Here is a 23,413-nt window from a genome sequence, read left to right on the forward strand (position 1 = left end):
GCCACCGATACATGGATGGGCGGCGTCCATCTATCGTCACGGGCATGACGGAGCCTGCCGCCGAGGCGGCCACCTCCACGTGCGCCTATCCCGGCTGTCCGGCACCGCCCCGGCCGCGCACCCCCGGGCGCAGCGGGCCCTCCCCCCGGTTCTGCGAGCGGCCCGACCACAACCCCGAGTCGGCGCGGCAGGCCCGCGCCCGCGCGGCCGGCTCGGCGGCAGCCCGCCTGGCGGCGACCACCGCCGCCCTCGTCCAGGACCTGCCGCCCGAGGGTCGGGTCCGGCAGCTGGTGGGCCGCTGGGCCGACGCCACCCGGGAGGCGGCCCGGACGGCCGAGGCCCAGGCCGCGCTGCTCACCGCCGCGACCGAGGCGCTGGAGCAGTACCGCGACGAGTCGTCCGTGGAGGCCCGGCTCGCCCGCGCCTCGGCCGACGTCGACGCCGCGCACGCCGCCCGCCTCGACGCCGAGGAGCGCGCCCGCGCCGCCGAGGCGCAGCGTGCCGGGTCCGAGGAGGCGCGGCAGGCGGCCGAGCGGGACGCCGCGGCCGCCCGCGCCGACGCCGGGGACCGGGTCGCCGCGGCGGAGGCGGAGGCCGCGCGCCGGGTCGCGCAGGCGGACGCGGCACGCCGGGCGGCGGAGACCGCCCGGGCGGAGGCGGAGGCGGCGCGCGACCGGGCCGGCGAGGAGCGGGACGCCGCCCTGCGGGAGGCCGAGGAGGCCGCCGACCGGCAGCGGGCCGCCGAGCGGGACGCCGCGGCGGCGCGGGAGGACGGGCGGCGGGCCCGCGCGGACGCCGCCCGGGAGCACGACGCGCTCGTCGAGGCCCGCGCCCGGTGGGACGTCACCGAGCGCGCCCTCACCGCGGATCTGGCGGCGCGGACGCGGGAGCGCGACGAGGCGGCGGCCGCCCGGGACGAGGCGCGCGCCGCCGGCGCGGCCGCCCGGGTGCAGGCCCGCGACGCCGAGCGGGACCGGGACGCCGCCCGGCGCGCCGAGCAGGACGCCCGGACGCTCGCGCGGGAGGCGGCCGACCGCGCAGCCGCGGCCGAGCAGGGCCTGCGCGAGGCGCTGACCGGGGTGGCGCGCAGCGCGGAGCGGGCCGAGGCCGCCACCCGCCGCGCCGGCGAGGCCGAGGCCACGGCACGGGAGGCCGCGGAGCGCGTCGGCGCGCTGACCGCCGAGGTCGAGGACCTGCGCGCCCGCCTCGCCGGGCGGGACGGCGGCGACCAGGGACCTCGGACCGGCGCGCCGGAGCCCGACCGCGCGTAGCCTCCCGGGGCACGGGGCCGCGCGGGCAGCTGTCGTCGGGGAGCCCGCGTCCCGGCCCCCGCTCCCCCGGCCGAACACCCGGCCTCCACCTCCGTCCCGGCGGTCCCGCCGGGCGGCGACCGAGGGACCCCGCCATGAGCGACCAGTGGCAGTACCCGGACCCGACCGCACTGCAGCCCCCCGGGGGGCCGACGGCCGACGTCACCGTCGGGCCGCCCGTGGACGAGCCCGCCGACCTCGAGGAGGACCGGCGCCTGCTCGCGGACTGGGAGTACGCCGAGCTCGGCGGCGAGGGCTGAGGCCCGCCCGCGCCCGTCAGGGACGGGCGCGCAGGCCCTCGAACGTCGTCCGGACCAGCGCGTCGGCCAGCGCGTCCGGGGACAGGCTGCCGCCGGGCCGGTACCACTCGGTCAGCGAGTTGACGGTGCCGAACAGCAGCCGGCTGGTGACGGCGGGGTCGACGTCGGGGCGCACGTCGCCCTCCTCCTCCGCGGCGCGCACCAGGTCGGTGACGATCGCGTCGAACTCCCGCCGGCGCTGCAGCGCGGCCTGCTCCACCGGGGAGTTGCCGCGCACCCGCAGCAGCAGGGTGACGAACGGCAGCTCGGCGGCCAGCACCCGCACCGAGCCGCGCACGACGTGCTCGAGCCGGTCGATCGCCCGGCCGGTGCGCGCGCCGGGCTCCTCGGTGACGGCGAACAGCGCGTCCAGCGCCCGGTCCAGCGCCAGCCGCAGCAGCTGGACCTTGCCGGGCACGTGGTGGTAGATCGCCGACTTGGTGACGCCGAGCCGGCCGGCCAGCTCGTCCATGCTGGTGGCGTCGTAGCCGCGCTCGTTGAACACCGCGACCGCGACGTCGAGCAGCGAGTCCAGCGAGTGCCCGGGGCGCCCCCGGCGGACCCGCGCGTCCGTCACGGGCGGTCGCGGTTGTCGGTCATGCGCTGCAGTTTGCCCATCGACCGCGGCAGCGTCTCCGGGTCGACGACGAGCACCTCGATGGTGCAGCCCACGGTGTCCTTGACCCCCGTCGCGACCTCCGCGGCCGCGGGCTCCCGGCGCTCGGGCGGGCAGTCCGGCCGCGCCTCCACCCGGCAGACCAGGTGGTCCATCCGGCCGCGGGTGACCAGCTCGAGGGCGAAGTGCGGCGACAGGCCCGGCGTCCGCAGCACGACCTCCTCGATCTGGGTGGGGAACAGGTTCACGCCGCGCAGGATCACCATGTCGTCGGTGCGGCCGGTGACCTTCTGCATCCGCCGCATGCCCGGCCGCGCCGTCCCGGGCAGCAGCCGGGTGAGGTCGCGGGTGCGGTAGCGGACGACCGGCACGGCCTCCTTGGTGAGCGAGGTGAACACGAGCTCGCCCTCCTCGCCCTCGGGCAGCACCTCGCCGGTGACCGGGTCGATGACCTCCGGGTAGAAGTGGTCCTCCCACACGTGCAGGCCGTCCTTGGTCTCCACGCACTCCTGCGCGACACCCGGCCCCATCACCTCGGACAGCCCGTAGATGTCGACGGCGTGGATGTCCAGGCGGTCCTCCATCTCGCGGCGCATCTGCTCGGTCCACGGCTCGGCGCCGAAGATGCCGATCTCCAGGCTGGAGGCCCGCGGGTCCAGCCCCTGTTTCTCGAACTCGTCGACGACGGTGAGCATGTAGCTGGGCGTCACCATGACCACCCGGGGCGCGAAGTCGGTGATCAGCTGCACCTGGCGCGGCGTCATGCCGCCGGAGACGGGGACGACGGTGCAGCCGAGCGCCTCCGCGCCGTAGTGGGCGCCGAGGCCGCCGGTGAACAGGCCGTAGCCGTAGGCGTTGTGCAGCACGTCGCCGGGCCGCCCGCCGGCGGCGCGGATGGAGCGGGCCATGACCGCGGCCCAGGTCGCGAGGTCGCGCCCGGTGTAGCCGACGACGGTCGGCTTGCCGGTCGTGCCGGACGAGGCGTGCACGCGGCGCACCTGCTCGCGCGGGACGGCGAACATCCCGAACGGGTAGTTCTCGCGCAGGTCGGCCTTGCTCGTCGTCGGGAAGCGGGCCAGGTCGGCGAGCTCCCGGCAGTCGTCGGGGTGCACGCCGGCGGCGTCGAAGGCGCGGCGGTAGTGGGGCACGTCGTCGTAGGCGTGCCGCAGCGACCACCGCAGCCGCTCGAGCTGCAGCGCCCGCAGCTCGTCGACCCCCATCCGCTCGGCGGGGTCCAGGGTCGCGGGGTCCGGTGCCTCGCCCAGCCGCTGCGCCGTCGTGGTCGTCATCGCCGTCCTCGTTCCGCGCTTGTCTCTCCCGGTGCCGTGGGTCACACTATTCCTGACCGCTCGGTCAGTAAATGGGAGGAAGGCCATGGCCGCACCCGTCGTGGACCGCGCCGCCGTCGACGAGACCGCCCTGCAGGAGCAGTTCGAGGCGACGGTCGCCGCCGACCGGCGGATCGAGCCGCGCGACTGGATGCCCGAGGGGTACCGCAGGACGCTGGTGCGCCAGATCGCCCAGCACGCGCACTCGGAGATCATCGGGATGCAGCCCGAGGGCGACTGGCTGCTCGCCGCCCCCAGCCTGCGCCGCAAGGCGATCCTGCTGGCCAAGGTGCAGGACGAGGCCGGCCACGGGATGTACCTGTACTCGGCGGCGGAGACGCTCGGCGCCGACCGGGCCGACCTCACCGACAAGCTCATCGAGCGGAGGCAGAAGTACAGCTCGATCTTCAACTACCCGACGCCGACCTACGCCGACGTCGGCGTGATCGGCTGGCTGGTCGACGGCGCGGCGATCTGCAACCAGGTGCCGCTGTGCCGCTCCTCCTACGGGCCCTACGCCCGGGCGATGATCCGCATCTGCAAGGAGGAGTCGTTCCACCAGCGGCAGGGCTACGAGCTGCTGCTGACCATGATGCGCGGCACCGACGAGCAGCGGGCGATGGTGCAGGACGCCGTCGACCGGTGGTGGTGGCCGTCGCTGATGATGTTCGGCCCGCCCGACGACGACAGCCCCAACACCGCGCAGTCGATGGCGTGGGGCATCAAGCGGCACACCAACGACGAGCTGCGCCGGCGGTTCGTGGACATGACCGTGCCGCAGGCCCAGGTCCTCGGCGTCACGCTCCCCGACCCGGACCTGACCTTCGACGAGGAGAGCGGGCACTGGCGGCACGGCCCGATCGACTGGTCGGAGCTCAAGCGGGTGATCAGCGGGGAGGGGCCGATGAACGCCGTCCGGATCGCCCGCCGCCGCGCCGCCCGCGACGACAACGCGTGGGTGACCGAGGCGGCCACGGCGTACGCGGGGAAGCACGCGTGAGCACCGACCTGACCGCCGAGGGCGGGCACGGCGCGGTCCCCACCGGGCCGGAGGTGCCGACGACACCGGCGCCGTCGGTCAGCCGCCGCGACTGGCCGCTGTACGAGGTGTTCGTGCGCGGCAAGCGCGGCCTCAACCACGTGCACGTCGGCTCGCTGCACGCCGCTGACGACGAGATGGCCGTCCACGCCGCCCGCGACCTCTACACCCGGCGCAACGAGGGCGTGAGCATCTGGGTGGTCAGGGCCGCCGCCATCACCGCGTCCAGCCCGGACGAGAAGGACCCGATGTTCGCCCCGAGCGGCGACAAGGTCTACCGGCACCCGACGTTCTACGAGATCCCGGAGAACGTCCCCCACATGTAGGAGGACCCCCTCTCCCCCCACCACCCTCGTTCCTCGGGCGGCGGGGCCCTGAGAGGGGGCCGGAAGGGTTCCCGTGCACGAGGAGACGGTCTACGACGCGCTGACCAACGCGCACGACGACGCCGGGCACTGGGCGTTCGGCACCGGGTTCGACGACCCGCTGGCCGGGGTGGACACCACCGTCCCCGACGGCGTCGACCCCGCCGACCTGGGCGCCTACTGCCTGATGCTCGGCGACGACGCGCTGGTGCTCGCCCAGCGGCTGACCCAGTGGATCACCGCCGCGCCCGAGCTCGAGGAGGAGGTCGCGTTCGGCAACGTCGGGCTGGACCTGCTCGGCCAGGCCCGGCTGCTGCTGGCCCGCGCCGGATCGGCCGGCGTCCTCGGCCGGTCCCGCGAGCGGGCGACGGCGAGCATCCCCGACGAGGACGCGCTCGCCTACTTCCGCGACCCCGGCGAGTTCCGCTGCACCGGCCTGGTCGCGGCGGAGAACGGCGACTTCGCGCGCACGATGGTCCGGCTGCTCGCGGCGTCCGCCGTCCGGCTGGCGGTGTTCGCCCGGCTGCGGGACTCCCGCGACCCGGTCCTCGCCGCGATCGCCGCCAAGGGCGTGCACGAGCTGACCTACCACCGCGACCACGCCGCCCGCTGGGTGCTGCGCCTGGGCGACGGGACGGCCGAGTCGCACCGCCGCGCGCAGGCCGGCGTCGACGCGGTGTGGCCGCACCTCGCGGACCTGTTCACCGCCACCGACGTCGAGGCCCGGCTGGTCGCCGCGGGCGTGGCCGTCGACCCGGCCGCCGTCCGCGACGAGGTGCGCGGCGTGCTCACCACCGTGCTGGTGCGGGCGACGCTGACCGTGCCCGCCTGGCCGGCCGACGCGCCGCCGCGCGGCCGGGTCGGCGAGCACGGCCCCGAGCTGGCCGAGCTGCTCGCCGGCCTCCAGGGCCTGGCCCGGCAGCACCCGGCGGCGACCTGGTGACGGCAGAGATGGCCGTCTCTGCCGACCCGCGGGCGGTCGCCGAGACCGTGACCGACCCGGAGCTGCCGACGCTCACGCTCGCCGACCTCGGGGTGCTGCGCGACGTCCGCGTGCACGAGGACACCGTCGTCGTCGACATCACCCCGACCTACACCGGCTGCCCCGCCATGGGCGTCATGCGCGCGGACCTGCTGCACGCGCTGCACGCGGCCGGGTTCGACGACGTCGAGGTGCGCACCGTGCTCTCCCCCGCGTGGAGCACCGACTGGATCACCGAGGAGGGCCGCCGCAAGCTCGCCGCGGCCGGCATCGCGCCGCCCGGCAAGGCGCCGGTCCGCCCCGAGGGGCCGATCCCGCTGCAGCTCGGCCCGACCCGCCGGACGGCGGCCTGCCCGCTGTGCGGCTCCCCCGACACCGTCGAGATCAGCGAGTTCGGCGCGACGGCGTGCAAGGCGCTGCGCCGCTGCCGGGCCTGCGGCGAGCCGTTCGAGCACGTGAAGGAGATCTGAGTGAGCGCACCGGCCCGCCGCCGTCCGCGGTTCCACCCGCTCCGGGTCGCGAGCGTCGAGCGGCTCACCGACGACGCGGTCGCGGTCACCTTCGACGTCCCCGAGGACCTCGCCGAGGACTACGCGTTCCGCCCCGGTCAGGCGCTCACCCTGCGGCGGGTCGACGGCGACCGCGACGAGCGGCGGTCCTACTCGATCTGCGCGCCGGTGGGCGCCCCGCCGCGGGTCGGCGTCCGCGAGGTGCCCGGCGGCTTCTTCTCCTCCTGGCTGGTGCACGAGGTGCGGCCCGGCGACGCGATCGAGGTGCTGCCGCCGTCGGGCACCTTCACCGCCGACCTGTCGCGGCCGGCCGACCACGTGTTCGTCGTCGCCGGCTCCGGGATCACCCCGGCGCTGAGCCTGGCGAGCACCGTGCTGCGCGACGGCGAGTCGACCGTCACCGTCCTCTACGGCAACCGGCGGACCAACACGGTGATGTTCGCCGACGAGCTCGCCGACCTGAAGGACCGCTTCGGCCCCCGGCTGCAGCTGGTGCACGTGCTGTCCCGCGAGCCGCGCGACACCGAGCTGACCAGCGGCCGGCTCGACGGCGACCGGCTGCGCACGCTGGTCGGCGCGCTCGTCGACGCCGAGCGCGTGGACCACTGGTGGCTGTGCGGCCCGCACGGGATGGTCACCGACGCCCGCGCGCTGCTGCGCGAGCTCGGCGTGCCGGACGCGCGCGTGCACCAGGAGCTGTTCTACGTCGACGACGTCCCGCCCGAGCCGGTGCGCGGCGACGAGGAGACGGTGGCGGGCCCGAGCGCGCAGGTCACGGTGGTGCTGGACGGCCGTTCGACGACGCTGGCGCTGCCCCGCGACGTCCCCGTCCTGGACTCCGCGCAGCGGGTGCGCTCGGACCTGCCGTTCGCCTGCAAGGGCGGCGTCTGCGGCACCTGCCGGGCGCGGGTGACCGACGGCGAGGTGGAGATGCGCCGGAACTACGCGCTGGAGCCCGCCGAGGTCGACGCCGGCTACGTCCTGACCTGCCAGTCGCTGCCGCGGTCGGACGCCGTCACCGTCGACTTCGACGCCTGACCCCCGTGCGCCCGGTCGCCGTCGGCGAGACCGCGGTCCTCGACGTCGTCGTCACCGCGGCGATGACCGTCGACTTCGACGAGCTGGGCCCGGTGCACCCGGTCTACGCGACCTACGCGATGGCCAAGCACTTCGAGGAGGCCGGGCGGAAGCTGCTGCTCGGCCACCTGGAGCCGGGCGAGGCCGGCGTCGGCACCGCGGTGGCGGTCGAGCACCGGGCGCCGGCGTGGGTGGGCGACCACGTCCGGGTGACCGCCCGCGCCACCGGCGTCCGCGGCAACCGGCTGACCTGCGCGTGCCGCGCGGTCGACGCCGCGGGCCGGGAGCTCGGCCGCGGCACGACCGAGCAGGCGGTCCTGACCGAGGAGGCCCTGGCCGCCCGCCTCGGCCCCCGACGGAGGAGGGACTAGGTCGCGTCCTGCGTGCCACACCGTCCTCGACGGCCAGGCCGCGGTTCCGGCATGCGTGGTGTTGGTCCTCGACCCAGGTCTGACGGCCGAGTCGGCGCTACCGCCGAGGACCACGACCGGCACGACGACCAGGCCGTGCCGCAGTCGGTGAGGCAGCCGAGCACGACCGACGTCGCTGTCCTCGGGGTGGCGGCGCACCGTCGCTGTCGCCGCACGCTCGGGGACGTCCCGAGACGTCCACAGGCCCACCCGTCGTCGCTACCGTGCTCACGGGTGTCTGTGCCCGAGAGGCCCTCCCGTGCGTCCACGCAAGGGGTTCCCGTGCGACGTCGATCAATGGCTTCAGCCGCCATCGCACTCGGTCTGCTCTTCGCGCCGCAGCTGACAGGCTCCGCTGCGGCGGCGCCGCCGGTCGAGATCAGCGGTAGGTACACGACTGTGTTGACGGGCGGCACGATGCCAGAAGGTCCGGGCAACGCGGCCTTCTTCGAGTTCTCGAACGCGGTGACCCTGAGCGGCAGCTTCAACGCAACGGGTACTGCGAACTACCGGTGCGTGCAGGTCGACGCGAAGTTCTTCAGGTGCCAGGGCGAGCAGGTCGTGACTGGCACGGCCCCAGGCATCATCGACGGCGTGGGAACTACCACCAGCCGCGCACTCCTCGTCTGCGAGTTCACGACGGGTCGATGCTCAGCGACATCGGTCAGCATCTCGGGAACGGGAGCGTTCTCGGACGTCCACGCCGTGACCCGGAGTCAGAGCGTCCTCGGCGTGCCCGGCGGCACGTACTCGGGCAGGCTCGTCATCTCGGGAGGCTGATGGGCGCGAGACCGTCGGCGAACGGTCGCTGCGAGACCTCGGGCCTGTCGGACCGACCTGCGCTCACGGGGACCGGTCCGCCCGCCCGTGCCGTGGCGCCGCCTGGCTCGGGCCCGGGCCTCTTGTGGCCGCTGACGGAGACAGCCGGGAATCGAGCTGTCGACGCCACTCCGGTGCACTGACGGTCGACCACGGACTCGGGCCGGGGGCGGTCTCCAGTCCTCGTCCTGCGTGCCTCGGTGGGGGCGGCTCCCGAGGGACTTCGCTGCGTACGCGCCTGCCGCACCGACCGTTCACGTGGCAGCGCTCGATCAGATGTGGCGTCGTTCCTGCGCCAGCGAGCTCAGCGCTGCGCCAGACGGTCAGCGTGCTCCTGCTCCTCCGGCCGGACCACCGACGCCGACGAGCGGACGAGCCGCCACGAGGTGGTCCCGCCCTCCGGGGTCGCGCCCGTGCCCGCGGCCAGCGCGCCGTCGATCGCGGCCCGCACCCACGGTTCGTCGTCCGGCTCGGCGGCGAAGAGCACCCGCAGCCGGACCTCGTCCCCCGCCCGCTCGGCCCGGGTGTGGTGCGGAGCGAGCGGGCACGGCGGCTCGTGTTCCCAGCTGCCGCACAGTGCGACGGTGATGGCGCCGCCCGGTGCACGGTCGTCCGCGCCGGGTCCCATCGACAGCACCGCGTCGTGCGCGAACCGCTCCCTGGCCACGTGCCCACTGTGGCAGCCCGCCGGCGGCGCACACGGGCGGCAGACCTCTCGTTCCGCACCGATGAGTTCGTGCCGCCCCGGGCGTCCTACGGACGACACCTCACACCACCGCCGCACCACCTCGGACGCGCAGAGCCGCCCGGCGTGGGTCCGCACCCCGGGGAGGACCGATGAGCAGGCAGCAGAGCACCCCGAGCGCCGCCCGGACGACGGGCACGACCGGCACGACGACGTCGCGCGACGGCACGCGCATCGCCTACGACCGGCGCGGCAGCGGCCCCGCGATCGTCGTGGTCGACGGCGCGCTCTGCTCGCGCGCCTTCGGGCCGTCCGCCGAGCTCGCCGCGGCGCTGGCCGACCGGTTCACCGTGTACACCTACGACCGGCGCGGCCGGGGCGACAGCACCGACGCCGCCGCCGGCGCCCCCTACGACCTGCAGCGCGAGGTCGACGACCTCGCCGCCGTGGTGGCGGCAGCCGGCGGGTCCGCGGCGGCGGTGGCCCTGTCCTCGGGTGGAGCCATCGCGCTGGCGGCCGCGCAGCGCGGGGTGCCGCTCACGCACCTGGTCACCTACGAGGTGCCGTTCACCGTGCCCGGGTCGGGCACGCCGTTGCCCCCTGGTTTCGCCGACCAGCTGCGTGCCGCGGTCGAGGCGGGGCACCGCGGCCGGGCGGTGTCGATGTTCATGGCTCAGGTCGGGACACCCGTAGCGGCGCGGGTCGTCGTGCGCCTGCTCCCGGTGTGGCGCAAGCTCACCGCGGTCGCGCACACCCTGCCCTTCGACATCAGCGCGATCGCCCGGCACGGCACCGGCGCACCGCTCCCTGCGGAGGACTTCGCCGCCGCCCGCGTGCCCACCCTCGTCGTGTGCGGCAGCAGGTCACCGGCGGGCATGCAGGAGGCCAACCGCGCGCTCGCCGACGTCGTGCCCGGCGCCGCCCACCGCGTCCTCGACGGCCAGACCCACATCGTGAAGGCCGCCGCCCTCGCCCCGGTCGTCGCCGACTCCGTGCTCCGGTAGCCCGGCCGCCAGCGCCCTCGAGGAGGCGGTCAGCCCCGTCCGGGAGGCCCTACTCGTCCCCGCGGCGCACCAGGTGCACCGCCGCCTCCTCGGCCGACGCCGCCCCGCCGTCGATGCCCAGGTCCTCGCCCAGCAGCTCGTCCTCCCGGTCGACGACGCCGTCGTCGCCGACCTCGGTCAGCCGGCCCGCGCGGGCGTCGCCGACCTCGTCGTCGAGCAGCTCGCCGTCGCCGCCGGCGAGGTCACCGAGGCCGTCGGGACCGTCGTCGTCCCAGGACCGGTCCGGCAGCTCCCGGGCCAGCCGCCCGGCGAGGCTCTCGCCGGTGGCCTCCTCCCGCTCGGTGGTGCCCCAGTCGTCCACGCCCCAGGGCCGCTCCGGCGGCGACCAGCCGGTGTCCAGGTCGCGCGGCCGGCGGGGGTCCTCGAGGGTGTCCTCGGCCTCGAGCAGGCCGGTGGCCTCCTCGGGGTCGGTGCCGTCGGTGCCGTAGAGGTCGCGGTCCACGGTGGGCTCCTGGGGTGCGGGCGGGACGGACGGCGCTGTCCGGGGCCAGCCCACCCTGCCACCGCGCTGGGCCGGGCGGGAGGGCCGCGCGTGTGACCGAACGAGCAGTCCGACCTGCGACCACGCCGTCCCGCACCGGCGGACACTGGAGGCAGCCGACCTCCAGGGAGACCGCCGTGGACACCTCGATGACCACGCTGCACGAGCACTACGTCCGGCGGGTCAACGCCGCCGTCGCCGAGGACCGCACCGACCTCGTCCGCGACCTCTACGAGGAGTACTTCGAGGAGGCGCTGCGGCGCCTGCTCGAGACCAGCGCCGCCGTCTGACCAACGCCGCCTGACAGCCACCGCCCGACGCTCAGCCGGCGTCGGCCCAGGACCGCACGACCGCGACGTCGAGCGGGAAGTCCAGCGGGAACTCACCGAACAGCAGCCGCCCGGCGGTGGCCGCGGCGGCCCGGACCGCGGCGACGACGTCCTCGGCCAGGTCGGCCGGGGTGTGCACGACGACCTCGTCGTGCAGGAAGAACGCCAGGTGCGGCAGCTCCTCCAGCCGCCCCTCCCCCAGCTGCCCCTCCCCCAGCTGCCAGAGCCGGTTGCGCAGGTCGGCCAGCCAGCACAGCGCCCACTCCGCGCCGGTGCCCTGCACGACGAAGTTGCGGGTGAACCGCCCCCACGCGCGCCGGGCGCGGTCGGAGTCGCGGCCGCGGGGCTCCGGCGCCTCCCCGAGGTCGGCGTCCCGCTCCGCCCACGCGGCGCCCGGCGGAGGGGAGCCGCGGCCGAGCAGGGTGGACACCACCGCGCCGCGCTCCCCCGCCCGCGCCGCCTCCTCCACCAGCCCGATCGCCCGCGGGTAGCGGCGGGCCAGCCGCGGCACCATCCGGCCGCTCTCGCCGCGGGTCCCGCCGTAGAGCGCGCCCAGCACCCCGACCTTGGCCTCGGCGCGGGTGGCCACCACCCCGGCGTCGACCATGCCGGCGTACAGGTCCCGCGAGCGGGCCGCGGCGGCCAGCGCGGTGTCGGCGCTCATGCCGGCGAGCACCCGCGGCTCCAGCTGGGCGACGTCGGCCACCACCAGGGCCCACCCGTCGTCGGCCACGGCGGCCGGACGCACCTGCACGGGCACCGACAGCGCGCCCCCGCCCGACGACGCCCACCGCCCGGTGACCACCCCGCCGGGCAGGTAGACCGGGCGGAACTGGCCGCCGCGCACCCAGGCGTCCAGCCAGCTCCAGCCGTTGGCCGCGAGCAGCCGGGCCAGCCGCTTGTACTCCAGCAGGGGCGCGACGACCGGGTGCTCGACCCGCTCCAGCGTCCACGAGCGGGTGTCCTCGACCGGCAGCCCGGCCACCTGCAGCGCCCGCAACAGCGCGGCCGGCGAGTCGGGGTTGAGGTCAGGGGCGCCGAGCGCGGCGCGGACCTCCCCGGCCAGCGCCTCCAGCACCGCCGGCCGCAGGCCCGCCGCCGGGCGCGGGCCGAGCAGCCCGGTGAGCAGCGCGTCGTGCACGTCGGCGCGCCACGGCATCCCGGCGTGCGTCATCTCCGCGGCGGCCAGCGCGCCGGAGGACTCGGCGGCCAGCAGCAGGCCCAGCCGCGCGCGCTGCGGGGAGGCGGCGAGCACGGCCTGCTGGCGGCGGTCCTCGGCGACCGGGTCGAGCGCGTCGGCGGGGTCGGCCAGGGCGAACAGCGCCGGGTCGTCCGCGGTCACCGGCTCCAGCGCCGCCCAGCCCGGGTCGGCCGCCGGCCCGGGACCGGCGTGCGGCGAGCCGCGCAGCACGGCGGCGCACAGCCGCAGGTCGGTGCAGCGCGCCACGCGGACGCCGGCGGCCAGCAGCGCCGGGTACCAGCGGGTGGTGTCGTCCCACACCCACCGGACGCCGGCCCGCTCGCGCTCCCGCACCAGCGCGCCCAGGCCTTCAGCGGGGACCTCGGCGACCGCGCCGTCGGCCTCGTGCACCGCGACCGCGTCCCCGCGGCGGCGCAGCAGGACCCGGTCCACCGCCGCAGTCTCCCCGACCGCGCCGACGGTCTCGCGGACCGTCGGGGCCGGGATCAGGGCCGGTCGAGGGTGGCTCCGGTGTCCGACACCTGTCCAGGGGCACCGTTGGCGGACCCCGGTCCCAGCGACTGCTCGCCGAGCAGCACCGCGGCGGCCTCGACCGTGGGCGGTTCCTGGGCCGGGGCGGGCCCGGCCCCGGGAGCCGGGGCGCCGGGTGACCGAGCCGGCCGGGTCGCCGGGGCCCGGGGGTCCACCACCGGCACGGCCGTCGGGTCGGCGTGGCCCCAGGCCCGCTCCACCTCGCCGATCAGCGCCTCCAGGTAGGACCGCAGCTGCGTCCGGCACGCCTGGCCGAACGCCTGCAGGTAGGCCACCTGCTCCTGCAGCTCCTCGGCGGTACGGGCGTCCCCCGCGGCAGCCGGCGCGTCGCCCTCGGCGACGATCCGGGCCGCGGCCTCGTGGGCGGCCTGGATCATCGCGCCGACCTTCTCGCGCGCGGACCGCAGCTGCTCGTCGTACTGCTGCTGCGCCTCGCTGACCATCACCCGGCTGAACGTCTCCGCCTCGGCCACGTACTGGTCCGCGGTCTGCTGGGCGACCGCGAGCAGGCTCACCGCCTGCGCCGTCGGCTCCTCCCGGGGCCTCTCCTCGCCCACCTGGGCCTGCAGCTCCTGCACCCGGCCGCGCAGCTCGACCTTCTCCGCGTGCAGGCGGGCCAGCTCGTCGCCCACCCGGTCCAGGAACCGGTCGACCTCGGCGTCGCTGTAGCCCGGGTGCAGCATCGACGACCGGGTGAACCGCACCTCGCGCACGTCCGCGGGAGTCAGCCGCCGGCCGTCGGGGGCCACCTGCTGGGTCGTCATGACGTCACCTCTCCATCGACATCGGGTCCGGGACGGCTGGGGGCGAACACCTCGGTGCGGATGCGGTCCCGGGGCAGGCCGTGCCGCAGCAGCCGCTCGACGGTGTCCTCGACCATCGCCGGGGGACCGGCGACGTAGGCCTCGCGACTGCCCCACGGCCCGGACCGCGCCACCACCTCGCCGACGTCGCCGTGCGCCAGTCCGGAGTCCCCGTCCTCGGAGACGGCGGCGGTGACGGTGAGCCACGGGTTCTCCCGCTCGAGCCGTGCCAGGTCCGCCCGGTCGTACAGGTCGCTCTCGGCGCGGACGCCGACGAAGAGGTCCACCCGCCGGGGCGGGCCGCTGCGGGCGACGTGGTCGACGATCGCCTTGAGCGGCGCGAGCCCCGTCCCCCCTGCCACCAGCAGCAGGTCGCGATCGGAGTCGGGATCGAACCGCATGTGGTCCACGGGGGGCCCCAGCCGCAGGACGTCCCCGACGTCGACCTGCCGCACCAGGGCGGTGCTGACCGGCCCGCCGGCCTGGGCCCTCGCGTGGATCTCCAGCTCGCCGTCGGGCCGGCAGGCGTTGGCCGGCGAGTAGTAGCGCCACAGCCGCGGCCGCAGCTCGGTCTCCAGGGAGATCGACTCCCCGGGGCGGTAGGACAGCGGGATCTTCGTCCGCAGCCGCAGGACGGCGGTGTCGACGGTGCGCCGCTCGTGCGCCGTGACCTCGGCGTCCCACCACGGCGGCTCGTCGGCGATCTCCTCAGCGGCCGCGACCATCACCGAGGCGACCAGCTCGTAGGCCGCCGTCCAGTCCGCGGCCAGCGCGTCGTTCCAGTCCTCGTCGAAGTGCGCGAGCGTGGCCAGCAGGCTCGCCCCCACCGCGGGGTAGTGCTCGGCCACCGTCCCGAACTTGCGGTGGTCGCGGCCGAGCTGCTGCAGGATCGGCACGAGGGAGTCGAGGTCGTCGACCCGCGCCACCACCTCGCCGAGCGCGGCGAAGAGCCGGTCGCGCTGGTGTGCCATCGAGACCGGGAACATCTGCCGGGTCTCGGGATGGGCGAGGAACAGGTGCGAGTAGAACCACAGCGGCGCCTCGTCCCCGACGGCCGCGGCCTTGGCGAAGCTCGCTCGCATGGCAGGGATGTCCACGATCGCCCCCCGTGTGCCGTCGGCTCGGCCTGTGACCTGGCGCACACTAGCGAGGCCTCCGGACGGCGGCTAGACCTCTCCGGCACCGCTCCGGTCGATTTCGGGACCCGCTCCTGGCAGGGTCGGTCGCGGGGGCGCCGTCGGGGTACCCCTCCCCGCGGACGGCGACGACGGGCGGGCCCGGACACGGGGAACTCCGCAGCTCACCGTTCGCCCGTCGGCCGGCCGAGGAGGACCCCATGCTGTCTGACCGATCCCGACCCGTGATCGAGGCGACCCTGCCGGTGGTCGCCGACAACGTCCAGGAGATCGCCCGGCGCTTCTACCGGCACCTGTTCGGCGCCCACCCCGAGTTGTTCGACGGCGTCTTCAACCGCGGCAACCAGGCCACCGGGGAGCAGCAGGTCGCGCTGGCCGGCTCCGTCGCCGTGTTCGCGAGCACCCTGGTGAAGACGCCGGAGCAGCTCCCCGAGCAGCTGCTGTCGCGGATCGCGCACAAGCACGTCTCGCTCGGGATCACCCCCGCCCAGTACGACGTCGTCCACGAGCACCTGTTCTGGGCGATCGTCGACGTGCTCGGGGACGCGGTCACCCCCGAGGTGGCCGCGGCCTGGGACGAGGTGTACTGGCTGATGGCCTACGCGCTGATCCACCAGGAGCGCGGTCTCTACAGCGCCCGGGGTGTGCGCCCGGAGACGGTGTGGCGGGAGTGGGAGGTGGCGGAGAAGGTCCAGGAGACCGCCGACGTCGTCACCTTCCGGGTCCGCCGGGTCGACGACCGGCTGGTGAAGACGTCGCTGCCCGGCCAGTACTGCACCGTGCAGGTGCCGATGCCCGACGGCGTGCGCCAGCCCCGCCAGTACAGCCTCACCCGCGCCGACGACGGCCAGCACCGCCAGTTCTCCGTCAAGCGGGTGCGCGGCGGCGACAAGCCCGACGGCGAGGTCTCCAACCACCTGTGCGACCGGGTGCAGGTCGGCGACCGGCTGACGCTGTCCGCACCCTTCGGCGACGTCGTCCTCGACGACTCCGGCCGGCCGGTCGTCTTCGCCAGCGCCGGCATCGGGATCACCCCGATGGCCGGGATGCTGTCCCACCTGGCCACGGCGGGCTCCTCGCTGCCCGTCACGCTGCTGCACGCCGACCTGGACGAGGAGTCCTTCGCGCTGCGGCACCAGGTCCTTGAGGACCTCCGCACGCTGCCGGACGCCGCGGCACACGTCTGGTACGAGCGCGGCGCGCAGACCACGCTGCCCGTGGACGGCGTGCACGACGGCACCATGGACCTCGACGACGTCGAGCTGCCCGAGGGCGCCGCCTACTACCTCTGCGGGCCCCTGCCGTTCATGCGCGCGGTCCGCAGCAGCCTCATCGACCGGGGCGTGCCCGCCCGCGACATCCAGTACGAGGTCTTCGGCCCCGACCTGTGGCAGGCCGACTTCGCCTCCGAGCCGGCGCCCGGCGTGACGGCGGAGCCGGCGGGTGCGGGCCGGTAGCCGGGCCCGCGCGCGCACTGGGCGGGTGGTCCCGTCCGCAGCCGCCCGCCGCGGGGTGGTCCGCCTGCTCAACACCTCCGGCGGGCGGGTCCTCTGCCTGGCCGGGGTCGTCGACGTCGACGCCGTGGAGGCGTTCTGGCGCTGCTACGGCCTGGAGCCGGTGCGCGTCGACGTCGTCGACGCGCGCTCGGTGACCGCCCTGTCGGCCTCGGGCCGCGAGCTCGTCGCCGGCGTCCTCGAGGCGGCGGCGGGGCGCGGTCGCGAGGTCGTGCTGCGCCCGTCCGAGCCGGTGCGGCGGTCCCTGGCCGGCCGGGCGGTCTGACGCGACGAGCGTCACGGCCTCCGTTCACCTGGGCTTCACGCGCGGCGGGGACCGTGGGAGACGGCCGCACCCGCGGCCGACGGACGACGACGTCCCCCGGACCCACCTCGAGGAGACGCCATGAGCACGACCACGAGCACGACTCCGCGCCGCGACCTGCGCGGCTGGCTGCGGCGCTTCGACGCCTACACGCTGCAGGTGTTCAACGCCGGGACGCCCGCGCGGCCCGGGACCCGCTGAGCGACCGGGGCGGGGAGGCCCGGTCTCCCCGCCCCGCCGGTCACGCCCGCCGGCCCGCCGCGCCCTCGAGGATGCGGTGCGGGTCGGTGGTGGCGGCCAGCGCGGCCAACCGCTCCCGGACGGCGGGCGTGGGGGTGCGGGCCAGCACGTCCGGCGCCGTCCCCCAGCCGTGCGCCGGGACCCGGCCGCCGAGGTCGCCGCCGAGCGCGGCGGCCAGCTCCTCCGCGCAGGCCCGGGTGGCCGCCCGGTCCTCCGCGCCGGCGCCGCCGGCCACCCGCACCGCCAGCCGCGCGTCGCGGTGGCAGACCGCGCTGGGCTGCTGCGGCACCCAGCCGAGCGCGCCGCCGAGCAGCCGCACCTCGACCGTGCGCGGCCGGCTCCCGCCCGCCGCGCGCAGCAGCCCCGCGACCGCGCCGTCGGAGAGCCGGTCGAGCAGCAGCGAGGACTCCACCCCCGCCTCCAGCGCGGGCGCGGCCAGGCCCGCCGGTCCCCGCGGCGCCAGGTCGGCCGCCAGCGGTGGTGCGGCCGCGCGCAGCACGTCGAGCAGCCCATCGCCGTCGTCGGCCTCGCCGGCCCAGGCGAACCGGACCGCCACCGACGCCTCGCCCCGCGCCGGCCGGGTGAGGGCCAGCGAGGTGCCCGCCTGCGGCGGCAGCGCCGCCGACCAGGTCCGCCACGCCTCCGCCACCCGCGCGCCGTCCGCCGCGGACCAGCGCAGCTCACCGCCCCACCGCGGCCCGGCGGCGAGCAGGTCCACCTCCACCGCGGTGACCACGCCGAGCGTCGCGCCGCCGCCGCGGACGCCCCAGTACAGGTCGGCGCCGTCGGTGGGGGTGACCCGGCGCAGCACGCCGTCACCGGTGACCACCTCCACCGCCCGCACCCGGTCCCCGGCCAGGCCGTAGGTCCGGGCCAGCGGGCCGACGCCGCCGCCGGTGACCGTGTCCGCGACCCGCTCCGCGGCCGAGGACCCGGTGATCGGGGTCAGCCCGTGCCCGGCGGCCGCCGCGGCCAGGTCCCGCCAGCGCACGCCGGCGCCGACCCGCGCCCAGCCGGCGGGCGACACGCTCACCCCGGCCAGCCCCGCGGGGTCCACCAGCAGCGCGCGGGCGCCGTCGCCGCTGCGGCCGGGCGCCCCGACGGCCACGGCCACCCCGTGCCGGCCGGCCAGCCGCAGCGCGGCCACGACGTCGGTGTCCTCCGCGACCCGCACCACCGCCCCGTCGGCGAGTCCGGCCGCCGGTGAGAGGCGGGCGCGCAGGGCGGCGGCCAGGTCGGGCGGCAGGACGGCCGGCCGTGGGTCCACGGTGCGGTCCGAGGGCGGCGAGGGGACGGACAAGGTGCTCACGGGGCGTCTCCAGGTGCGGGGATCGGTGCACCCGGAGGGTGGTCGGCGGTCCTTGGTGTCCCCTTGGCGGCCGCTTGGGCAGCAGGTCACGCGCGCTCCCGGGAGGTCACCGGCAGGTCACGGGGCGTCGCGGTCACCCCCGCGGGCGCGCCCGGGCCCCTAGCCTGCGCGGCGATGACCGCCACCTCGTACCGCGTGCTGGGACCCGTGGAGGTCTGGCGCGACGGGCAGCTCCTCGCCCCGCAGTCCCCGCGCCACCGCGCCGTCCTGGCCGCGCTGCTGGTCGACGCCGGGCGGACCGTGCCCGTCGACCTGCTCGTCGACCGCGTGTGGAGCGGCCAGCCGCCCACCGCCGTGTCGGCAACCCTGCAGTCGATCGTGTCCCGGCTGCGCCGGGAGCTCGAGCCCGACGTCACCGGCGGCCGCTGGACGCTCCTGGTCACCCGCGAGCCCGGGTACCGCCTCGAGGTCGCCCCCGAGGACGTCGACGCGTTCCGCTTCGCCCAGCTGCTGCGCACGGCCCGCGACCTCGCCGCCCGCGGTGACGCCGAGGGCGCCCGCGCGGCGGTGGCCGAGGGGCTGGCGCTGTGGCGCGGCCCGGCCTACGCCGACGTCGCGGCCACCTTCGCCGCCGAGGAGTCCGAGCGGCTCGAGCAGCTGCGGCTGGCGGCCCGGGAGCTGGCCGCCGAGCTGGACCTGCGGCTGGGCCGGCACGCCGAGATCGTCGACGACGTCCGGGAGCTGCTGCGCGCCGAGCCGCTGCGCGAGGGGCTGCGCGCCTCGCTGATGCTGGCGCTGTACCGCAGCGGCCGGCAGGCCGAGGCGCTCGAGGTCTACGACGAGGGCCGCCGGCTGCTGGCCGACGGGCTGGGCGTCGACCCGGGCCGGCCGCTGCAGTCGCTGTACGAGCAGATCCTCCGCCAGGACCCGGCGCTGGCCGGGCCCGTCCCGGCGCCCGCGCCCGCCGCCCCGGCGCCGGAGCCCGCGCCGGCTCCCGCGGCGCCGCCGGCGGTGCGGGCGCTGGGCCCCCTGCCGGTCCCGCTCACCGCCTTCGTCGGCCGCACCGCCGAGCTCGGCCGGCTGGCCGCCGCGCTGTCCGGGCAGCGGCTGGTCACCCTGGTCGGGCCCGGCGGCAGCGGCAAGACGCGGCTGGCGCTGGAGGCCGCGCGCCGCCGGCCGGCCGGGTCGCCGCCGGCCGCGCTGGTCGAGCTGGCCGGCGTCGAGGACCCCGAGCTGGTCGCCGGGCAGGTGGCCACCGTGCTGGGCGTGACGCTGGCCGGCGGGGACCCACTGGGCGCCGTCGCCACCGCCCTGCAGGACCGGCCGCTGCTGCTGGTCCTGGACAACTGCGAGCACGTCGTCGACGCCGCCGCCGCGGTGTGCGCCGCCCTGCTCCCCCGCTGCCCCGAGCTGCAGGTGCTGGCCACCTCCCGCGAGCCGCTCGGGCTGCCGGGCGAGGCGGTGCTGCCCTGCGGCCCGATGCCCGCCGACGCGCCCGGCAGCGACGCCGAGCGGCTGTTCCTCGACCGCGCCCGGCTGGCCGCCCCCCACCTGGCCGACCCCTCCGCGGAGGACCTGGGCCACGTCCGCGAGCTGGTCGCCGCCCTCGACGGCCTGCCGCTGGCGGTCGAACTGGCCGCCGCCTGCCTCACCACCCTCCCGCTGGCCGAGGTCGCCGGCCGGGTCGACGACCGGTTCGCCCTGCTGTCGGGCGGCTGGCGCACCGCGGTGCCGCACCAGCGCACGCTCGCGGCCACCGTGCAGTGGAGCGTGGACCTGCTCGCCCCCGCCGAGCTCGCCGTCTTCCAGGCCGTCTCGGTGCTGCCCGGCACCTTCGGCCCGGACCTGGTCGAGGCCGTGGCCGGGCCGGAGGTCGACGGCCGGGCGCTGGAGCTGCTGCGGGTGCTGGTGGCCAAGTCGCTGGTCGAGCTCGACCACGCCGCCGGGCGCTACCGGATGCTCGAGACGCTGCGCCAGTACGCCGAGCAGGCGCTGGACGAGGCGGCGTCCCGGCGGCTGCGCGACCGGCTCACCGGCTTCGCCGTGGCGCTCACCGAGCGGCTGGAGCCGACGCTGCGCAGCCCGCAGTGGACCGAGAGCGCCCGCCGGCTCGACGCCGAGCAGCCGGCGCTGCGGGCGGCGCTCGGGCACGCGCTGGGCACCGGGCAGGGCGAGGCCGCGCTGCGGATCGGCGGGGCGCTGGGCTGGTACTGGTACCGCCGCGGCCACGTGCAGGAGGGCCGCCGCTGGCTGGCCGCCGCGCTGGACGCCACCCCCGGCGCGCCGGCCGGCGTCCGCAGCGGCGCGCTGCTCGCCGACGCGCTGCTGGCCTACCTGTCCGGCGACGTGCCCTCGCTGTGGGCGCGGACCAGCGAGATCGCCGAGACCGCCGACGACGCCGACCCGGTGCTGCCCCTCGCCCTGGTGCTCCGCGGCTTCGTCCGGGCGCTGCTCGGTCAGCCCGACCCCGACGGCGAGGTCGCGGCGGACATCGCCCGCGGCCTGGCGCTGGCGCAGGCGTCGGGCATCGAGTGGGTGCAGGTCGAGATCGCGATGACCCTCGGCCAGTTCTCGCGGGCCGCCGGCGACCTCGACGGCGCGCTGGAGCACCTCGGCCGCGCCGAGCGGCTCGCGCTGCGGCTGGGCCACTCGTGGGCGCACTCCTCGGTGCTGTGGATCCGGGCGAAGGCGCTCACCGACGTCGGCCGGGCCGCGGAGGCGCTGGCCGACCTGTGGGCGATGCTCGAGCTGACCCACCGCGAGGGCGACGCCACCGGCACCCTCGCCGGGCTGCTGGCCGCCGTCGGCGCGGTCACCGCCGCGGGCCGGCCGCGCACCGCCGCGGTGCTGCTCGGCGCGGTGCAGGCCGTCGCCCGGCAGGTCGGCTACGACCCGCTGCGGATGGACCCGATGGACGGGCAGCGCTACGTCACCGCCACCCGCGAGGCCCTCGACGAGGTCGAGTACGACACCGCGCTGGCCGAGGGCGCGGTCCTCGACCGCGGCGAGGCGGTGGCGATGGTGGGCCGGCTCGCCACGGAGACCCGCGCCGCCGACCCGGTCCACTAGCCGGCCGGCGGCCGCAGCCCGGCGTACAGCCGGGCGAGGTCGGGCAGCTGGAAGTGCGCGTTCAGCCCGCTCGGGTTGGGCAGCACCCAGGTCTCGGCGCCGCCGATCGCCACCGGCTGGCGGCCCAGCCCGCGCGGGGCGCGCCGGTGGCGAGCCGCCAGGCGGTGAGCCCGAGGACCGCCAGCACCCGCGGCCGGCAGCGCGCGACCAGGCCGGCCAGCGCCGCCGCGCCCGCGCGCAGCTCCTCGGCCGTCAGCTCGGCCGCCGTCCGCGTCGGCCGGTCCACCAGGTTGGTCACCCCGAGCCCGTACCGCAGCAGCTCGCGGTCCTCCTCCGGCGCCAGCCGGCGCGGGGTGAGCCCGGCCAGGTGCAGCGCGGGCCAGAACCGGTTGCCCGGGCGGGCGAAGTGGTGGCCGCGCTCGGCCGACAGCAGCGACGGGTTGATGCCGCAGAACAGGACGTCGAGGCCGGGGGCCACGACGTCGGGCAGCGGCTTCCCCGCTCCCCCCGGGGCGGACCCCGTCACCTCCCAGCTCCGCCGAGCCAGTCGACCGCCTCGCGGGCGACGTCGGGCGGGACCCCGTGGCCGCCGTCGAACTCGCGATAGGTGACGTCGTACCCGTCGGCGCGGAGGGCGGGGACGATCTCGCGGCTGGTCCGCTCGACGGGGAGGACCTCGTCGCCGGTCCCGTGGGACACGAAGACCGACGGCTGTCCCGTGCGCGTCGCCGGCGGCACGGACCCCGGGGAGAAGGCGACGACCCGCCGGAACAGCCGGCCGTTGGCCAGCCCCAGTCCCAGCGCGTAGGACGCGCCGTCGGAGAAGCCCGCGACGGCGACCCGGCCGGGGTCGACCGGCACCCGCCGGAGGACGGCGGTCAGCGCGCGGTCGATCCCGGCGACGTCGGGCCCGAAGCCCCCCTGCACGGCGTCCCAGGTGGAGCCCCGGGAGGTGGGGGCGAGCAGCACCAGGCCGCGCTCGTCGGCCGGCGACCGCAGCAACCCCAGGCCGGCCTCCGCGTTCCCGCCCGCGCCGTGCAGCACGACGACGAGCGTCGCCGGGCCGGCGACCCCGCCGGCGGGGACGTGCAGCAGGGGGTCGCGCGTCTCCTCCAGGCCGAGGGCGGAGGTGCCCGGGGGCGGCGGCGGGAGGTCCGGTGGAGCGGTCGGGCGGGCGGTCAGGTGGGCGGCCCCGTCGGTGCCGGGTACTCCGGGGAACCGGGCCGCGCAACCACCCAGGAGGGCCGCCCCGGCGACCCGGCCCGCCGTCAGGAGCAGCCGCCGGCGCGAGAGCGCAGTGCACGGGTGCCGCTCAGGCACTGACCTCCTCGTGGGTGTTCACCCCCCGGATCCGGCGGACCGATCCCCAGCCGAAGCGCGCCCACACCACCAGCAGCGCCGCACCGACCAGGGAACCGAGGGTGTCGCGGACGAGGTCGCCGTTGGTGTCGTCGTTGCCCTCCGACAGCCCCGTGCCGAACCAGGCGTCGGACCGCCACTCGTACACCTCCCACAGCGCCCCGACCGTGACGCCGAGCGCCGTCGTCACGACCGCGATCCCGACGTAGTGGCGCAGGTGGGTCTCGTCGCGGGGGTCGGGGACGACGTCGAGGCGGGCGAGCGCGATGTAGACGACGGGCGCGGTGAGCATCGGCAGCACGACGTGCACCAGGTCGTCGAAGCGGACGAACCGGTCGTAGAGGCCCAGCGTCTCGCCGAACCCCTGCAGGACCATCCCCACGGTCAGCGCGAGGTCGTACACCCGCGGCAGGTCGACCAGCCGCGCCAGGACGGTCACCGCCCCGAGGAACAGCAGGACCGCCGCGTCCCCGGCCCGGCCGGCCAGCGCGTAGGCGACCCCGCCCGCGAGCAGCACCAGCCGCAGGACGTCGATGCCGTCCCTCAGCACCGGCGTCCAGTCGCCCATCACCAGCCGGCGCACGTCCACGTGCCCGCCCCACCCCGCCCGGTGGGCGGGTCCCTCCGTCGGCGT

25 protein-coding genes are annotated in these 23,413 nt (G+C 77.0%); 14 read left to right on the top strand and 11 right to left on the bottom strand.

Going from position 1 to position 23,413, the window contains the following annotated elements; all coding sequences use genetic code 11:
• Window positions 1–44 precede the first annotated feature (44 nt).
• Both ACI79B_RS10675 and ACI79B_RS10680 read left to right on the top strand, forming a co-directional pair.
• A complete protein-coding gene (locus tag ACI79B_RS10675) occupies window positions 45–1,271 on the top strand; it encodes a hypothetical protein (protein ID WP_456927294.1) in 1,227 nt (408 codons plus the stop codon).
• Window positions 1,272–1,405: 134 nt separating this feature from the next.
• A complete protein-coding gene (locus ACI79B_RS10680; protein ID WP_456927295.1) occupies window positions 1,406–1,570 on the top strand; it encodes a hypothetical protein in 165 nt (54 codons plus the stop codon).
• 16 nt (window positions 1,571–1,586) lie between these two features.
• Here the strand turns inward: ACI79B_RS10680 and ACI79B_RS10685 are convergent, their stop codons facing one another.
• Window positions 1,587–2,186 carry a TetR/AcrR family transcriptional regulator gene (locus ACI79B_RS10685; protein ID WP_456927296.1) on the bottom strand — a complete coding sequence of 200 codons (600 nt, stop codon included), beginning with the start codon at window positions 2,184–2,186 and terminating at the stop codon, window positions 1,587–1,589.
• The gene (gene paaK, locus ACI79B_RS10690; RefSeq protein WP_456927297.1) at window positions 2,183–3,514 is read right to left on the bottom strand and encodes a phenylacetate--CoA ligase PaaK; all 1,332 of its coding nucleotides are present in this window, start codon (window positions 3,512–3,514) and stop codon (window positions 2,183–2,185) included. The genes ACI79B_RS10685 and paaK overlap by 4 nt, the downstream gene beginning before the upstream one ends.
• Window positions 3,515–3,599: 85 nt before the next feature.
• Here paaK and paaA point away from each other — a divergent pair, with 85 nt between their 5' ends.
• The 7 genes from paaA (at window position 3,600) to ACI79B_RS10725 (ending at window position 8,715) form a co-directional block, all read left to right on the top strand.
• A complete protein-coding gene (gene paaA, locus ACI79B_RS10695) occupies window positions 3,600–4,553 on the top strand; it encodes a 1,2-phenylacetyl-CoA epoxidase subunit PaaA (protein WP_456927298.1) in 954 nt (317 codons plus the stop codon).
• The gene (gene paaB / locus ACI79B_RS10700; protein ID WP_456927299.1) at window positions 4,550–4,918 is read left to right on the top strand and encodes a 1,2-phenylacetyl-CoA epoxidase subunit PaaB; all 369 of its coding nucleotides are present in this window, start codon (window positions 4,550–4,552) and stop codon (window positions 4,916–4,918) included. Before paaA ends, paaB begins: the two co-directional genes overlap by 4 nt.
• A gap of 73 nt (window positions 4,919–4,991) precedes the next feature.
• Window positions 4,992–5,900: a 1,2-phenylacetyl-CoA epoxidase subunit PaaC gene (paaC, locus tag ACI79B_RS10705; RefSeq protein WP_456927300.1), complete on the top strand. Its 909-nt coding sequence runs from the start codon at window positions 4,992–4,994 to the stop codon at window positions 5,898–5,900.
• 8 nt (window positions 5,901–5,908) lie between these two features.
• Entirely contained in the window at window positions 5,909–6,409 is a 501-nt protein-coding gene (paaD, locus tag ACI79B_RS10710) for a 1,2-phenylacetyl-CoA epoxidase subunit PaaD (RefSeq protein ID WP_456927301.1), read from the top strand.
• Complete coding sequence (gene paaE, locus ACI79B_RS10715; RefSeq protein WP_456927302.1) at window positions 6,410–7,486, top strand: 1,2-phenylacetyl-CoA epoxidase subunit PaaE; 1,077 nt, start codon at window positions 6,410–6,412, stop codon at window positions 7,484–7,486.
• A 5-nt stretch (window positions 7,487–7,491) separates the two neighbouring features.
• Window positions 7,492–7,896, top strand: a complete 405-nt coding sequence (locus ACI79B_RS10720) for a thioesterase family protein (protein WP_456927303.1) — start codon at window positions 7,492–7,494, stop codon at window positions 7,894–7,896.
• 336 nt (window positions 7,897–8,232) lie between these two features.
• Window positions 8,233–8,715, top strand: coding sequence for a hypothetical protein (locus tag ACI79B_RS10725; protein WP_456927304.1), 483 nt, complete (start codon window positions 8,233–8,235; stop codon window positions 8,713–8,715).
• Window positions 8,716–9,058: 343 nt separating this feature from the next.
• Here the strand turns inward: ACI79B_RS10725 and ACI79B_RS10730 are convergent, their stop codons facing one another.
• Window positions 9,059–9,421, bottom strand: a complete 363-nt coding sequence (locus tag ACI79B_RS10730; RefSeq protein WP_456927305.1) for a hypothetical protein — start codon at window positions 9,419–9,421, stop codon at window positions 9,059–9,061.
• Between the two features lie 170 nt (window positions 9,422–9,591).
• On the opposite strand from ACI79B_RS10730, the gene ACI79B_RS10735 reads away from it, so the two are divergent.
• The gene (locus ACI79B_RS10735; protein WP_456927306.1) at window positions 9,592–10,443 is read left to right on the top strand and encodes an alpha/beta fold hydrolase; all 852 of its coding nucleotides are present in this window, start codon (window positions 9,592–9,594) and stop codon (window positions 10,441–10,443) included.
• A 49-nt stretch (window positions 10,444–10,492) separates the two neighbouring features.
• Here ACI79B_RS10735 and ACI79B_RS10740 read toward each other — a convergent pair whose 3' ends face one another.
• Entirely contained in the window at window positions 10,493–10,945 is a 453-nt protein-coding gene (locus ACI79B_RS10740) for a DUF5709 domain-containing protein (protein ID WP_456927307.1), read from the bottom strand.
• Window positions 10,946–11,121: 176 nt separating this feature from the next.
• Here ACI79B_RS10740 and ACI79B_RS10745 point away from each other — a divergent pair, with 176 nt between their 5' ends.
• Window positions 11,122–11,274, top strand: coding sequence for a hypothetical protein (locus tag ACI79B_RS10745; protein ID WP_456927309.1), 153 nt, complete (start codon window positions 11,122–11,124; stop codon window positions 11,272–11,274).
• A gap of 31 nt (window positions 11,275–11,305) precedes the next feature.
• Here the strand turns inward: ACI79B_RS10745 and ACI79B_RS10750 are convergent, their stop codons facing one another.
• From ACI79B_RS10750 to ACI79B_RS10760, 3 genes are read right to left on the bottom strand one after another with little or no spacing between them, the layout of a single operon-like run.
• Window positions 11,306–12,946 (bottom strand): bifunctional 3'-5' exonuclease/DNA polymerase, encoded by a 1,641-nt coding sequence (locus tag ACI79B_RS10750; protein ID WP_456927310.1) that lies wholly within the window; start codon window positions 12,944–12,946, stop codon window positions 11,306–11,308.
• Window positions 12,947–12,999: 53 nt separating this feature from the next.
• On the bottom strand, window positions 13,000–13,809 hold the full coding sequence (locus ACI79B_RS10755) for a DivIVA domain-containing protein (RefSeq protein ID WP_456927311.1): 810 nt from the start codon (window positions 13,807–13,809) through the stop codon (window positions 13,000–13,002).
• Window positions 13,806–14,930, bottom strand: coding sequence for a globin domain-containing protein (locus ACI79B_RS10760; protein ID WP_456927312.1), 1,125 nt, complete (start codon window positions 14,928–14,930; stop codon window positions 13,806–13,808). Before ACI79B_RS10760 ends, ACI79B_RS10755 begins: the two co-directional genes overlap by 4 nt.
• Window positions 14,931–15,184: 254 nt before the next feature.
• Between ACI79B_RS10760 and ACI79B_RS10765 the strand changes: the two genes are divergently transcribed.
• On the top strand, window positions 15,185–16,441 hold the full coding sequence (locus tag ACI79B_RS10765; protein WP_456927313.1) for a globin domain-containing protein: 1,257 nt from the start codon (window positions 15,185–15,187) through the stop codon (window positions 16,439–16,441).
• Window positions 16,442–16,466: 25 nt separating this feature from the next.
• Entirely contained in the window at window positions 16,467–16,763 is a 297-nt protein-coding gene (locus ACI79B_RS10770) for a hypothetical protein (RefSeq protein ID WP_456927314.1), read from the top strand.
• Between the two features lie 280 nt (window positions 16,764–17,043).
• On the opposite strand, the gene ACI79B_RS10775 is transcribed toward ACI79B_RS10770, so the two are convergent.
• Window positions 17,044–18,351: an FAD-binding oxidoreductase gene (locus tag ACI79B_RS10775; protein WP_456927315.1), complete on the bottom strand. Its 1,308-nt coding sequence runs from the start codon at window positions 18,349–18,351 to the stop codon at window positions 17,044–17,046.
• Window positions 18,352–18,525: 174 nt separating this feature from the next.
• Between ACI79B_RS10775 and ACI79B_RS10780 the strand changes: the two genes are divergently transcribed.
• Window positions 18,526–21,420 (top strand): BTAD domain-containing putative transcriptional regulator, encoded by a 2,895-nt coding sequence (locus ACI79B_RS10780; protein WP_456927316.1) that lies wholly within the window; start codon window positions 18,526–18,528, stop codon window positions 21,418–21,420.
• Window positions 21,421–21,481: 61 nt separating this feature from the next.
• Here the strand turns inward: ACI79B_RS10780 and ACI79B_RS10785 are convergent, their stop codons facing one another.
• The 3 genes from ACI79B_RS10785 to ACI79B_RS10795 are packed head-to-tail and all read right to left on the bottom strand — an operon-like array spanning window position 21,482 to window position 23,368.
• Window positions 21,482–21,946: a mismatch-specific DNA-glycosylase gene (locus ACI79B_RS10785; RefSeq protein WP_456927317.1), complete on the bottom strand. Its 465-nt coding sequence runs from the start codon at window positions 21,944–21,946 to the stop codon at window positions 21,482–21,484.
• Window positions 21,943–22,740, bottom strand: a complete 798-nt coding sequence (locus ACI79B_RS10790) for an alpha/beta hydrolase (RefSeq protein WP_456927318.1) — start codon at window positions 22,738–22,740, stop codon at window positions 21,943–21,945. The genes ACI79B_RS10785 and ACI79B_RS10790 overlap by 4 nt, the downstream gene beginning before the upstream one ends.
• Window positions 22,733–23,368: a hypothetical protein gene (locus ACI79B_RS10795; protein WP_456927319.1), complete on the bottom strand. Its 636-nt coding sequence runs from the start codon at window positions 23,366–23,368 to the stop codon at window positions 22,733–22,735. The genes ACI79B_RS10790 and ACI79B_RS10795 overlap by 8 nt, the downstream gene beginning before the upstream one ends.
• Window positions 23,369–23,413 lie beyond the last annotated feature (45 nt).

The sequence above is a fragment of the Geodermatophilus sp. SYSU D00879 genome (genome assembly GCF_054050375.1).

What these genes read in the sequence shown, in the direction of transcription:
- ACI79B_RS10675 (WP_456927294.1), top strand. Translation starts at nt 45, where the DNA reads ATGACGGAGCCTGCCGCCGAGGCGGCCACCTCCACGTGCGCCTATCCC.
- ACI79B_RS10680 (WP_456927295.1), top strand. Translation starts at nt 1,406, where the DNA reads ATGAGCGACCAGTGGCAGTACCCGGACCCGACCGCACTGCAGCCCCCC.
- paaK (WP_456927297.1), bottom strand. Translation starts at nt 3,514, where the DNA reads ATGACGACCACGACGGCGCAGCGGCTGGGCGAGGCACCGGACCCCGCG.
- paaA (WP_456927298.1), top strand. Translation starts at nt 3,600, where the DNA reads ATGGCCGCACCCGTCGTGGACCGCGCCGCCGTCGACGAGACCGCCCTG.
- paaD (WP_456927301.1), top strand. Translation starts at nt 5,909, where the DNA reads ATGGCCGTCTCTGCCGACCCGCGGGCGGTCGCCGAGACCGTGACCGAC.
- ACI79B_RS10725 (WP_456927304.1), top strand. Translation starts at nt 8,233, where the DNA reads ATGGCTTCAGCCGCCATCGCACTCGGTCTGCTCTTCGCGCCGCAGCTG.
- ACI79B_RS10735 (WP_456927306.1), top strand. Translation starts at nt 9,592, where the DNA reads ATGAGCAGGCAGCAGAGCACCCCGAGCGCCGCCCGGACGACGGGCACG.
- ACI79B_RS10755 (WP_456927311.1), bottom strand. Translation starts at nt 13,809, where the DNA reads ATGACGACCCAGCAGGTGGCCCCCGACGGCCGGCGGCTGACTCCCGCG.
- ACI79B_RS10760 (WP_456927312.1), bottom strand. Translation starts at nt 14,930, where the DNA reads ATGCGAGCGAGCTTCGCCAAGGCCGCGGCCGTCGGGGACGAGGCGCCG.
- ACI79B_RS10765 (WP_456927313.1), top strand. Translation starts at nt 15,185, where the DNA reads ATGCTGTCTGACCGATCCCGACCCGTGATCGAGGCGACCCTGCCGGTG.
- ACI79B_RS10780 (WP_456927316.1), top strand. Translation starts at nt 18,526, where the DNA reads ATGACCGCCACCTCGTACCGCGTGCTGGGACCCGTGGAGGTCTGGCGC.